An 11,634-nucleotide genomic window follows, 5' to 3' on the forward strand; every position below is an offset into this window, starting at 1 on the left:
TCCCGCATGAGAAGCTGGTTTAAGGACGTGCTATAGCTTAACCCCCACGGCGGGATGGGCGTTAGCCGCGGGCGGCGCGATACGCGGCCTGCGCGCGCACGGCGTCGAGGCCATCCGGCAGCGGCACGGCGAGGATCGCCGAGTGCGTCGCAACGGTGGCGTCGGGCAGGCGTAGCTGCGGGGCGTCGAGGAGGAAAAGGCCCGTCGTCGTGGGGGAGAGCGCGACGGGAACGAGCGTCCACAGCTGCAGGATGGGCATAGCGGCTTGGGCGAGGCCGAGCTCGAAGGCGCGGGCGGCGGGCAATTGCGGGCGCAGGAAGGCCGCGATGCCGTGGTCCGCGCCGAAGCGGCGCACATTGGCGGCGGCGCGGCGGGCCGGCGGGGCGAGTTCTTCGTCGGCCCAGGCCCACGTCCACGTGTCGTCCGTGATGGTCGCGAGGACCGGGGCGGTGGCCTCGAAAGCGTGGCCGCCGGCAGAGACGGTGGCGCGGCCTTCGAGCAGGCGCGGGGTCACCTGCGCGTGGGGGAAGCGGGCATCGACGAAGAACTGGTGCTCGGCAGCAAGGTAGTGGGCGTCTGCGCGCACATTGGCGAGGGTGAGCGAGGACCCCCAGCCGGTCAGCCGCGTGCCGTCGAAGCGCGGTGCGGGAATCTGTTGGCCGGTGGCTTGGGCGTAGGCCTCGAGGGCGCGCCGCTCGTCGGTCGCGGGGGTGGACTGTGCGAGCCCGGCGGCAATCGCCTCGGACAGCGGCACGCCGTTGCCGCGGAAGGCGACGGCGACGGCGGCGAGTGCATCGTCCTGCTCGGCGATGAGCACCGGCGAGCCGCCCACGACGGTGCGCGCGGCGGCGAGAAGCTTCGGAGAATAAGGCTGGGTGCCGCTCAGCTCGGGCACAGTAAGCCCCGCGGTCATGGAGGTGGCCCACGTCCACTGGCCGTCGCGGAGGACGGCCAGGCGAGTGCCCTCGAGATCATGGACGCCGGTCTGGGCGTCGATGCGCAGCTGGACGGGGACATCGGGAAGCGGGGCGCCAGCGCCGTCACGGTCGGCGGCGAAGTTATACTCCGCCGAGCTCACGGGCCCGAGTGCCTGCGCGAACGCGAGGTCTTGGGCTGCGGAGACGAAGAGTCCGTCGGCAAGCACATCGGCGAGCGTGGCAGGCGCGGGCAGCGGCATGGCGTGGAATGCTCCTTACAGAGGGTTAGGCCAACGGGGCCGCGACGGCGTCCTCGTAGGCGGAGATAAGGGACATCGTAGACTCTCGCCACGAGTATTTTTCTGCCTCGGCGCGCGCGGCGGCGCCCATTTCTGCGCGCGCCGTGGGATCGGTGAGGAGATCGGCGATGGCTGCGGCCCAGGCGGCATCGGGAAGCTCGGGCTCAATGAGGCGGCCGGTGACGCCTTCGGTGATGACGAAGGGAATGCCGCCGGCGCGGGTGCCCACGACGGGCACGCCCGAGGCGAAGGACTCGAGCGCGACAAGGCCGAGAGTCTCCGTCTGGGAGGGGAAGACGAAAACGTCGCCGGAGGCGAAGGCGGCGGCGAGGTCCTCGCCGGAGAGGTAGCCGGTGAAGACGGTGCCGTCGTCGAAGTGTTGCTTGAGCTCCTCGAGGTAGGGGCCTGCGCCGACGATGGCGAGGCGCGCGCTGGGGACTTTCTCGCGGACGCTGTGTGCGATGGCGGGGAGACGGTCCAAGTCCTTTTCCTTGGAGACGCGGCCGACGTAGACGAAGAGCGGGTCCTCGGGGTGGCCGTCGCTAAGCCGGGCGCGCATCTCAGGTGTGGCCTTGGAGGGGTGGTAGCCGTGGGTGTCGACGGCCTTGGGCCACAGCCGGACGTTGCGGATGCCCAAGTCGCGAGCCTTGGTCACCATGGGGCCGGAGGTGCACAGGTTCACCGCAGCCTGGTTGTGGAGGTACTTCAGCGCGGCGACGGTGAGCGGCTTGGTCCAGCCGATGCCGAGGGCCTCGACGTAGTCGGGCACGTTGGTGTGGAAGCTCGCGACGAGCGGGACGGCGTCGCGCTTCGCGGCAAAGACGCCCAGCGCCGCGGTCCAAATGGGGTTGACGGCGTGGATGACGTCGGGGTCGAAGGCGCGGATTTCCTTGAAGAAGCGCGCGGTCGGGAGGCCGAACTTGATTTCTGGGTAGACGGGCAGGGCGAGCGACGGGATGCGGTGGACCGGGAACCCCGTGAACGTCGCGGGCGGGGTACCGGGCGCGAAGACGGCGACCTCGTGGCCCAAGGCTGCGAGCTGCTCGATGGTACGGGTCAGTCGCGTGACGACGCCGTCGATTTTGGGGAGGAAGACCTCGGTGACGATGGCTACTCTCATGAAAGTTCGGGCACACCTGCGCGCTGGTTCTTCGTCCACAGGGACTGTGCGGGAATCTTCGAACGGTCCACGCGCGAGGCGTAGCGCTGGGCGACTTCCTCGACCTCGTGGAGCAGGCCCTCGGCCAGCGTGGTGGGCTTAAGCCCCAGGGAGAGGAACGTGTCGTTGGAGACGAAGAGCTCGTTTTCCGCTGATTCCTTGCGCGGGTTGGGCACGTAGGCGACGGTGGCGCCGGAAATCTGCGCGACGAGCTCGGCGAGGTCGCGGACGCGGTGGGTTTCCGTCATCTGGTTGATGATCTTCACGCGCTCACCGCGCGCCGGCGGGTTCTTGAGTGCGAGCTCGATGCAGCGGACCATGTCACGGATGTGGATGAACGCGCGGGTCTGGCCGCCCGTGCCGTGGACGGTGAGCGGGTAGCCGATGCCGGCCTGGATGAGGAAGCGGTTGAGTACCGTGCCGTAGTCGCCGTCGTAGTCGAAGCGGTTGATAAGGCGCTCGTCCCGCGCCGTCTGCTCGGTCCATGTGCCCCAGATAATGCCCTGGTGGAGGTCGGTGACGCGCAGCTCGTCGTTCTTCGCGTAGTAGGCGAAGAGGTGCTGGTCGAGTACCTTCGTCATGTGATAGACCGAACCCGGGTTGGACGGGTAGAGGATGGACTGCTCGATATTGCCGTGGTCGTCCGTGTGGACCATGACATCGAGGTAGCCTTCCGGAATCTTCATGCCCGCGGTGCCGTAGCCGTAGACGCCCATGGTGCCCAGGTGCACGACGTGGATATCGAGCCCGGACTCCACGATGGCCGCGAGTAGGTTGTGCGTCGCGTTGATGTTGTTATCCACCGTGTAGCGCTTCGTGCGTGAGTTCTTCATGGAGTACGGCGCGGCGCGCTGTTCGGCGAAGTGCACGACGGCATCGGGAGCCTCCGCGCGCAGGAAATCGAGCAGGGCGTCGTAGTCCTGCGCGACGTCGATATTACGGAAGCCGATGGCTTTGCCGGTGACCTCGTGCCAGGCCGTGAGGCGTTCCTCGATGGAGGTGATGGGGGTGAGCGATTCCGCGCCGAGTTCTTTATCGATGGCGCGGCGGGAGAGGTTGTCGATGATGGTGACGTCGTGTCCCCGGTCCGAGAGGTAGAGGGATGCGGGCCATCCGCAGAATCCGTCGCCGCCCAGAATCGCAATCTTCACTGTGGTGTTCACTCCTCGTGCTCGTGCGCCCGCCGGGTGGCGGGGCCTTTGCATGACAATACCCCGGTATTCCACCCGCAATGGGGGAATCCGGGGTAAATACTTGGTGAACTAGGCGTGGAGCTTTCCGATGCCCCTCATCACCCGCACGGCACGAGCGACCAGCGCCCGGCCTTGCTCAGGGGTGCGATCCGGCCCCAGCTCGTCGTAGGCGCGCACGGCATGGCCGATGCCCCCAGCGCCGGCCTGGAGCGCAACGAGGATGTCGAATTCGTCCATATCGGGGAAGCGTTCCTGGAAGGCGGCGATGATGGGAGCCGCGGCGGCGCGGGCTGTCTCCTCGTCCGCGTCGAAGGCGCTGGGGCCTCGGTGCTGCAGCTCCATCGCTTGGCCGATGGCCATCAGCGTGCCGAGTGAGTAGAGCTCGACGCCGTCGTCGGAGAGGGCATCGCCCAGCAAACGCTCGAGGACGTCGAGGATGTCGAGGCCCGTGGGGAGCGCACGGATATCCTCGGCGATGACGGCGAACGTGCCCGCGACGAAGTCGACGAGGGGCTCTTCCAGGCTCGAGAAATAGTTGTGGAAGGTGCGGGGCGAGACGCCGGCGGCGTCCGCGACGGCGGCGACAGTAAGCGCGTCGAAGCCCTCGCGCAGCACGATGTTGGCTGCCGACTCCGCGATGGCGGTGCGTGTCGCTTGCTTCTTCTTATCCCGCAGGCCGGTCACTAGTTCTTCACCTTCTCGCGCTGGCTGGCCTCGAGCGCCGCGCGGTCGCGGGAGAGGGCCTCGCCTTCGATATCCATGTTGGGAAGCAGCTTATCGAGCCACTTCGGGATCCACCAGGCCTTCTCGTCGAGGAGGAACATCGTGGCTGGGATGAGCATCATGCGCACGATGAACGCGTCGATGAACACGCCCACGGCGAGCGCGAAGCCCATCGTCTTAATAAATGGCATATCGATGAGCATGAACGCCGCGAAGACGGAGATCATGATAAGTGCCGCGGCCGTCACGGTGCGGGCGCCGTGCTTGAAACCGTTGGAGGTCGCGTTGCCCGCGGTCTTGCCGTGGACGAAGCCTTCGCGCATGCGGGTGACGAGGAAGACCTGGTAGTCCATCGCGAGGCCGAAGGTCAGGCCGATGAGCATGATGGGCAGGAAGGACAGGATGGGCTGCGGGTCGTCAATGATGCCGAACATGCCTTCCTGGAAGATGGCGACGGTAATGCCGAAGGTCGCCGCCATGGACAGGCCGAAGCCCGCGGCCGCGATGAGCGGGACCCAGATGGAGCGGAAGACGAGCAGCAGGACGAAGAACGCGAGGACCAGGACGATCGCGATATACGGTACGAGGACGCTATTGAGCTTCTCCGAGATGTCGTTGAAGATCGGCGTGATGCCCGTGACGCCGTAGGTGCCGCCGGTGTTCTCCTCGAATTCGCCCTTGTAGTCGCGCAGGTGCTCGAGCGTGGTCGTCGTGGCCTCGTCCGTGGCGCCGGTGGTGGGGGTAATCATGATGCGGGCGGCATCGTTCGCCTCGTTCATGCCTGCGATCTGGGCGTTGACGACGCCCTCGGTCGTAGCGAAGTCCTGCAGAAGCTCCTGGAGGGCCGGCATGCGGTCCTGCTCGGAGACGTGTGCGAGGTCGACGAAGGCGATCATCGGGGCGTTGCGGCCGGGGCCGAAGGCTTCTTCGGTCATCTCGTACGCGTTGCGCTGCGGTGAGCCGAGCTTGGCGGTGCCGTCGGTGGGCATCGCGAGCGTGAGGTTCGCGGCAGGGATGGCGAGGACGCCGAGCACAACGACGCCCGCGACGAGGTGGAGGAGCGGGTGCGCGCGGATGCGGCGGACCCAGAGCAGGCCCATGGTCGGCTTCTCGTCCTCCGGGTCCGGGACCTTGGGACCGGGGACGCGGGCGGCGAAGATCTTCGTGCCGAGCAGGCCGAGCAGCGCCGGGATGAACGTGAGCGCGACGAGCACGGCGATGACGACGGTCACGGCGGCGGCGATGGCCATCGTGGACAGGAACGGGATGCCGATGATGGTGAGCGCGGCAAGCGCGATGACCACGGTCGTGCCGGCGAAAACGACGGAGGAGCCGGCGGTGCCGAGCGCCATGCCCATGCAGTGGGCGCGGGTGGCCTTGTCCATCTTCTTCAGTTCTGCGGCGAGTTCCTTGGGGCTCAAGTCGTTGAGGCCGGAGGAGGTGATGAGCTCGTTGCGGAAGCGCGCGACGATAAACAGCGCGTAGTCGATGCCAACGGCGAGGCCGATCATGGACGCGAGCATGGGCGTCATGTCGGAGACGGAGTCGGTGAAAATCGTGGCGAGCTGGACGCCGAGGAGACCCACGCCCACGCCGATGATGGCGGAGATGAGCGGCATGCCCGCGGCGACGAAGGAGCCGAAGGTGATGAGCAGGACGATGGCGGCGACGATGAGGCCGAGGATCTCGGAGGTGCCGTTCATCTCGTCCGCGCCGCTGAACGCGTTGCCGCCGTAGGCGACGGTGAGGTCACCCTCGTCAGCGTGTGTGAGGACGTCGGTGACGGCGGTCTTCTCTTCCGCGGGAATATCGGTGATGGCGTCCGCGTCGAAGGTAATCGACAGCGTGCCGGTGCGCTTGTCTTCGCTCAGCGGCGAGACGGCGGCGAGGTTCGCGTCGATCTGCTCCTGCGGCATGCCTTGCGCGGAGAGCTGCTCGGTCATCTGCTTCTGCATGCCGGCGGCCGCCATGACCGGGCTCACGAGCGCGTCGGTGTCGGTGAGCGCGCCGGTGTCCTTGAGATCAGCGATGAGCTCGTCGACTTCGGCGGCGACGTCCGGGTCGGCGAGGGTCTTGCCCTCGGGCGCCTCGATGACGACGTTGGCCGTGGGCGCTTCCATGGACCCGGCGCCCTCGCCGAAGCGCTCGTTCATCTGCTCCATCGTCACGGTGGAGTCCATGTCCGGCATGGAGAAGGAGGGGTTGGGGGACTTCGCGAAGCCGGCCGCCAGGCCGCCCATCGCGATGAGGAGTACCAGCCAGAAGGCTAAGAATGGCCATACTTTACGGTATGACCACGAGCCGACGCGGTAGAGGAATTTCGACATCAGATTCTTTCCATTGGGTAAAAGTTCTTACTCCGCGCAAACATGCAGTGGCACGGAAACGTTGCATACCTTACGCAACTTTGCTGGGGTGCTGCAACCTTTGTGGACCGTGGCACAAACTGGGAATCGGGGCGCGCTCCTGCGTGGGCTAGACTGGCCCGCATGCTCCATGCCGTCCTTTATGCCCTCCTTGACTCCGTGAATGCGCTGCTCATCGGCGTCCTTGTTGCGATTGGCATCATGCTGCCGCGCGGGATGTACCGCAAGATCGCCACGCTCGTCGTGGTCGGAGACTGGCTGGGCGTGCTTGCCGCGACGGCGCTCGTGTTCTTTATCTTCCTTGGCATCAAGGACCAGATCATCGCGGTGCTCGACTCGCCCATCGCGGGCATCGTGCTCATTGTCGTCGGCATACTCCTCGCGCTCGGCGCGTGGCGCTCCAAAGGCGAGTCCAATCCGCTCGTGGAGAAACTCCTGGGCCCGCTGCGCACCCCCTCGCCGCTCACGGCCCTGGTCGGCTTCGCGATGGGCGTTATCCAATCACTCACCTCGGTGCCGTTCTACTACGGCCTCATGCACTTGGCCGCAGGCGATCTTTCGGTGAGCTCGCGGGTGAGCGCAGGCCTGCTCTACGCCTGCCTAGCGCTGAGTCTGCCCACGCTGTGCGGTCTGGGGCTCGCGATGGTGCGCCACTACCCGGACAGTCCAGCCGGGCGCATCTTCGCGACTGCGCGCCGCAACTCGACCCAGGTTGCGCTGTACTCGGGCTACGCGGTTGCAGTCTTCCTTATCATCATGGGCGTGGTCTCGCTCTAGAACCAGACGTCCTCGAGTGCCAGGGACTCGGACTCGGGCGCCTGGCCGCGGGCGGTCTCGACGTAGCGTGCGGCGTGCGGGATAAAGGCGGCGGATTCCTCAGGGCTCAGCTCGCGGCGGACCTTGGCGGGCACGCCCGCGGCGAGCGAGCGCGCCGGGATCTGCTGGCCTTCGAGGACCACGGCGCCTCCTGCGATGAGCGAACCGGTACCAATATGCGAGCGTGAGAGCACGGTGGCCTGCATACCCACGAGCGTTCCGGACTCGACGTGTGCGCCGTGGACCATCGCCATGTGGCCCACGGTCACGTCGTCTTCGAGGACGCAGTCTGCGTCGCGGTCGACGTGGAGCACGCAATTGTCTTGGATATTTGTGCGTGCGCCAATGCGGATGGCGCCGACGTCGGCGCGCAGGACCGTGCCGTAAAAGACGGACGCGTCGGGGCCGATTTCTACGTCGCCGATAATCGTGGCGTTCGGCGCGATAAATGCGCTGCGGTGGATGCGGGGACGGACGCCGTTGAAAGGAAGAATGAGCATGATTACTCCACGGAGATGGCGAGGGTTTCGGACAGTTCGTAGTCGCCCGGCTCGGCGCGCAGGGTCTCGAGGAGTGCGGCGCGCGTGTCTGGGTCGAGCGGGATGGCCCAGCCCTTCTTCGGGTCGCGAACGGGGACTTCGGGGCGTGGGGCGGGGGAGAAGAAGACGCGGGTGGGGGCATCGGCAAGCCAGGCAGGCTCGGCGGCGCGGGCGACCTCGCGTAGCGCTGCGGCGCCGGAAGAGTCGGTGACGACGATGAGCAAGGTCCCGGCGGTGTGGACCTCCAAGTGACCGACCTCGACGACGGGCGCGCCAGCCTCGGGCGTGGCGAGGCGAGGGGCCTTGGGGCCGGTAAGCGAGCGGAGCGCGTCAAGTAATCCCATGTGAACATCGTAAGCAGCCGCGTACAGTAAAACAACGTGATTGATGCAAGAAATACTGCCCTGATTTTTGAAGGCGGCGGCATGCGCAACTCGTACACGGCGGCCTGCGTGGTCAAGCTTATAGAGGAAGACGTGCAGTTCGGCTGGGTGGGCGGCGTGTCCGCAGGGGCCTCGCACGCCGTGAACTATCTCTCGCACGATGCGTGGCGGGCGAAGGAATCCTTCGTGGACTTTGCCCATAACCCCAGCTTCGGCGGGGTGTCCTCGCTGCTGCGCGGCACGGGGTATTTCAACGCGGAGTATATCTATGAGCGCTCCTCGGATAGGGAACTTCCCTTCGACTTCGAAGCATTTCAGGCGAACCCGGCGGAGATGAATCTTGCCACGACGCGCGCAGATACGGGCGAGTCCGTCTACATCACGCGTGCGGACATCCACGAGCAGTCGGACATGAATATGTACGTGCGCGCGTCCTCGACGCTGCCGCTTATCATGCCGTTGCGTTTTATCGACGGCGTGCCCTACGTGGACGGCGCGCTGGGCGAGTCCGGTGGCATCTCCATCGACCAGGCGGAGAAGGCGGGCTACGAGAAGTTCCTTTTCGTGGGCACGCACCCGCGCGGCTACGTTCGACCGCAGGTCACGCGCCGCCGTGCCGTGCGGCGCGTGCTCGGTCGGTACCCCGCGGTCGCGGAGGCGCTCATCCAACGTCCGGACCGGTACAACGCGTCGAAGGACCGGCTGCTGGAGCTGGAAAAGGAAGGCCGCGCGCAGCTGTTCTTCCCGGAGGATATGCAGGTCGCGTCGACAGAAAAGAACGTGGCCAAGCTGCGCGCGAACTTCGACGCGGGGCGCGCGCAGATGTACGCCGAGTGGCCCGCATGGAAGGAATTCCTCACTTCCTAATCTAAAGGGTGGCACAGGTCACGAATGGACTGTACGATTTATTCTAAATTCGTACAGATTCTTTTCGGGAGGCACTGTGACCCTGCAGGATACCGATATCGTCATCGTGGGCGCCGCGCGCACGCCCTTTGGCAAGCTGTTGGGCGGGCTTGCCGCACTGCCCGCCACCGACCTGGGCGCGCATGCCATCCGCGGCGCGCTCGAGCAGGCGCGCGTGGAGCCCGAGGTTGTCGATGCCGTCGTCTTCGGCCAGGTCCTCCAAGCCGGCGCCGGCCAGAACCCTACGAAGCAGGCCGCGCTCGCGGCCGGGATTTCGCCGCGGGCGCATACCACGACGGTGAATAAGATTTGCCTGTCCGGGCTCACGGCCGTCATTGACGCGGCGCGTCTGCTGCGCGCGGGCGAGGCCGAAGTCGTCGTCGCCGGCGGCATGGAATCCATGACGAACGCGCCGCACTTGCTGCCGCGCTCGCGCGCCGGCGTAAAATTCGGCGCGTTTGAGGCGCTCGACCACATGGAACACGACGGCCTGCGCGCCGCGGACCTGGGTATTTCCATGGGCTCGCTGTCCGAGAAATACGCGGACCGCTATCCCGTCACCCGCGAAGAACAGGACCATTGCGCAGCGCTGAGCCACCAGCGCGCGCTCGCCGCGACGCAGGACGGCACGCTCGCCCGCGAAATCGTGCCGCTTACCATCGAGACCCGCAAGGGGGCGGTGACCATCGAGTCCGACGAGGGCATCCGCGAGGGTGTGACGGACGAGTCGTTGGCCAAGCTGCGCCCAGCCTTTGAGAAGGACGGCTCGATTACGGCGGGCAATTCCTCGCCCATTACGGACGGCGCGGCGGCGGTCGTGCTCACCACGGCCGCGCATGCCGCGGCGCAGGGCTGGGAGGTCCTCGCCGCGCTGCGTTCGGTGGGCCAGACCGCTGGCCCCGACTCCTCGCTGCAGCAACAGCCTGCCGATGCCCTCCTCCGCGCCCTTGAGCGCGAGGGCTGGGACGCAGGCTCGCTCGACCACGTGGAAATCAATGAGGCCTTTGCCGCCGTCGTTGTGCACTCCGCGCGCACCCTGGGCCTTGACCCGGACGCGGTCAACCCGCAGGGCGGGGCGATTGCGATGGGTCATCCCATCGGGGCATCGGGAGCGCGCTTGGTCGTGCATGCGGCGCACCAGCTGGCGGCGGGCGCGGGTGCGCGCGCGGGTGTTGCGCTCTGCGGTGGCGGGGGACAGGGCGAGGCCCTGCTGCTCGAGGCGAAATAGAAAGGAACTGTGAGATGTCTGTAGAAATCACTGAGGGCGAGGTTCTCGCTTCCGTGCGCGACGGCGTGGGCACGCTCACGCTCAACCGGCCTAAGGCGCTCAACGCGTTGACCTTGGACATGATTCGTGAGTTCACCCGCGTTCTGCGTGCGTGGGCGGACGATGACGCGGTGCGTCTCGTGCTCGTGCGGGGTGCTGGTCAGCGCGGCCTGTGCGCTGGCGGCGACGTCGCGGCGCTCTACCGCGACGCAGTCGCCGAGGGTGGACCAGGCGACTTCGGCGCCACGTTTTGGCGCGAGGAGTACGAGCTTAACCACTATATTTCGGTCTACCCCAAGCCGTACGTGGCGCTGCAGACGGGCATCGTGCTGGGTGGCGGCATCGGGATCTCGGCGCACGGCAGCCACCGGATCGTCACGGATGACTCGCGCCTGGGCATGCCCGAGGTCGGCATCGGCTACTCGCCGGATGCCGGTGGCTCCTACGTCCTCGCGCGTGCGGCGGATCGGCTGGGCTTCCATCTGGGCTACACCGCGGCCCACGTCGGCGCGGCCGAGGCCATCGACACCGGCTTCGCAGACTACTACGTGCCGCAGGACCAGATTGAGCCGCTCGTGGCGCGGCTGCACGAGACCGCGGACCCGGCCGTCATCGCGGAGTTCACACAGGACGCCGGTCCGGGCTTCGGCGAGGACCGTGCCGAGATGGTCGAGGCCTACGCCGCGCCCACGGCCGAGGCGACGCTCGAGCGACTCGACGCGCTGGCCGCCGCGCACGGCGAGGAGCACTGGGCTGCGAAGGCCGCCAAGCGCATTCGCCGCAACTCGCCGCTGGGCATCCGCGTGACCGAGGAAGGCCTGGAGCGCGCGGCGCAGCACAGCCTCGCGGACGTGCTCACGCAGGAATTCTGGATGTCGCTCAATATGCAGCGCCACCCCGAGTTTGCCGAGGGCATCCGCGCCCAAATCATCGACAAGGACCGCAGCCCGCACTGGAAGTACGCCACGATCGCGGACGTGCCGGGCGACGTGGGCGCCATCTTCGCCCCCATCGACGGCATTGCGCCGCCGGATTTCACCAAGAACGTTTAACGCACGACTGAAGG

General features: G+C 66.8%; 11 protein-coding genes. 4 read left to right on the top strand and 7 right to left on the bottom strand.

Annotation, left to right across the window (positions count from 1 at the left end):
- Positions 1-61: 61 nt before the first annotated feature.
- The 5 genes from ABJ196_RS06590 to ABJ196_RS06610 form a co-directional block, all read right to left on the bottom strand.
- Positions 62-1,177, bottom strand: coding sequence for a DUF6882 domain-containing protein (locus ABJ196_RS06590; RefSeq protein WP_347305736.1), 1,116 nt, complete (start codon positions 1,175-1,177; stop codon positions 62-64).
- Between the two features lie 25 nt (positions 1,178-1,202).
- The gene (locus tag ABJ196_RS06595) at positions 1,203-2,336 is read right to left on the bottom strand and encodes a glycosyltransferase family 1 protein (protein ID WP_347305737.1); all 1,134 of its coding nucleotides are present in this window, start codon (positions 2,334-2,336) and stop codon (positions 1,203-1,205) included.
- Positions 2,333-3,526 (bottom strand): NAD-dependent epimerase/dehydratase family protein, encoded by a 1,194-nt coding sequence (locus ABJ196_RS06600; protein ID WP_347305738.1) that lies wholly within the window; start codon positions 3,524-3,526, stop codon positions 2,333-2,335. The genes ABJ196_RS06595 and ABJ196_RS06600 overlap by 4 nt, the downstream gene beginning before the upstream one ends.
- Before the next feature lie 111 nt (positions 3,527-3,637).
- Positions 3,638-4,252, bottom strand: coding sequence for a TetR family transcriptional regulator (locus ABJ196_RS06605; protein ID WP_347305739.1), 615 nt, complete (start codon positions 4,250-4,252; stop codon positions 3,638-3,640).
- Positions 4,252-6,618, bottom strand: a complete 2,367-nt coding sequence (locus ABJ196_RS06610; protein ID WP_347305740.1) for an MMPL family transporter — start codon at positions 6,616-6,618, stop codon at positions 4,252-4,254. Before ABJ196_RS06610 ends, ABJ196_RS06605 begins: the two co-directional genes overlap by 1 nt.
- A gap of 162 nt (positions 6,619-6,780) precedes the next feature.
- On the opposite strand from ABJ196_RS06610, the gene ABJ196_RS06615 reads away from it, so the two are divergent.
- On the top strand, positions 6,781-7,434 hold the full coding sequence (locus ABJ196_RS06615; RefSeq protein WP_347305741.1) for a hypothetical protein: 654 nt from the start codon (positions 6,781-6,783) through the stop codon (positions 7,432-7,434).
- Here ABJ196_RS06615 and ABJ196_RS06620 read toward each other — a convergent pair.
- Positions 7,431-7,973 carry a gamma carbonic anhydrase family protein gene (locus ABJ196_RS06620; RefSeq protein ID WP_347305742.1) on the bottom strand — a complete coding sequence of 181 codons (543 nt, stop codon included), beginning with the start codon at positions 7,971-7,973 and terminating at the stop codon, positions 7,431-7,433. The genes ABJ196_RS06615 and ABJ196_RS06620 overlap by 4 nt on opposite strands.
- A 2-nt stretch (positions 7,974-7,975) precedes the next feature.
- Positions 7,976-8,356, bottom strand: coding sequence for a hypothetical protein (locus tag ABJ196_RS06625; protein ID WP_347305743.1), 381 nt, complete (start codon positions 8,354-8,356; stop codon positions 7,976-7,978).
- A gap of 36 nt (positions 8,357-8,392) precedes the next feature.
- On the opposite strand from ABJ196_RS06625, the gene ABJ196_RS06630 reads away from it, so the two are divergent.
- The 3 genes from ABJ196_RS06630 to ABJ196_RS06640 all read left to right on the top strand — a co-directional run bounded on the left by ABJ196_RS06630 (position 8,393) and on the right by ABJ196_RS06640 (position 11,620).
- Complete coding sequence (locus ABJ196_RS06630; RefSeq protein WP_347305744.1) at positions 8,393-9,262, top strand: patatin family protein; 870 nt, start codon at positions 8,393-8,395, stop codon at positions 9,260-9,262.
- Positions 9,263-9,338: 76 nt separating this feature from the next.
- Complete coding sequence (locus tag ABJ196_RS06635; protein WP_347305745.1) at positions 9,339-10,529, top strand: acetyl-CoA C-acyltransferase; 1,191 nt, start codon at positions 9,339-9,341, stop codon at positions 10,527-10,529.
- A 14-nt stretch (positions 10,530-10,543) separates the two neighbouring features.
- Positions 10,544-11,620 (top strand): enoyl-CoA hydratase/isomerase family protein, encoded by a 1,077-nt coding sequence (locus tag ABJ196_RS06640; protein ID WP_347305746.1) that lies wholly within the window; start codon positions 10,544-10,546, stop codon positions 11,618-11,620.
- Positions 11,621-11,634: the final 14 nt, after the last annotated feature.

This window comes from Corynebacterium sp. SA-MJD20WY100, from assembly GCF_039822565.1.
GTDB classification, from domain to species: Bacteria; Actinomycetota; Actinomycetes; order Mycobacteriales; family Mycobacteriaceae; genus Corynebacterium; species Corynebacterium phoceense_A.

Excerpts from the sequence above, each read along its gene's own strand:
- ABJ196_RS06590 (WP_347305736.1), bottom strand. The coding sequence starts at position 1,177 with ATGCCGCTGCCCGCGCCTGCCACGCTCGCCGATGTGCTTGCCGACGGA.
- ABJ196_RS06595 (WP_347305737.1), bottom strand. The coding sequence starts at position 2,336 with ATGAGAGTAGCCATCGTCACCGAGGTCTTCCTCCCCAAAATCGACGGC.
- ABJ196_RS06610 (WP_347305740.1), bottom strand. The coding sequence starts at position 6,618 with ATGTCGAAATTCCTCTACCGCGTCGGCTCGTGGTCATACCGTAAAGTA.
- ABJ196_RS06615 (WP_347305741.1), top strand. The coding sequence starts at position 6,781 with ATGCTCCATGCCGTCCTTTATGCCCTCCTTGACTCCGTGAATGCGCTG.
- ABJ196_RS06620 (WP_347305742.1), bottom strand. The coding sequence starts at position 7,973 with ATGCTCATTCTTCCTTTCAACGGCGTCCGTCCCCGCATCCACCGCAGC.
- ABJ196_RS06625 (WP_347305743.1), bottom strand. The coding sequence starts at position 8,356 with ATGGGATTACTTGACGCGCTCCGCTCGCTTACCGGCCCCAAGGCCCCT.
- ABJ196_RS06640 (WP_347305746.1), top strand. The coding sequence starts at position 10,544 with ATGTCTGTAGAAATCACTGAGGGCGAGGTTCTCGCTTCCGTGCGCGAC.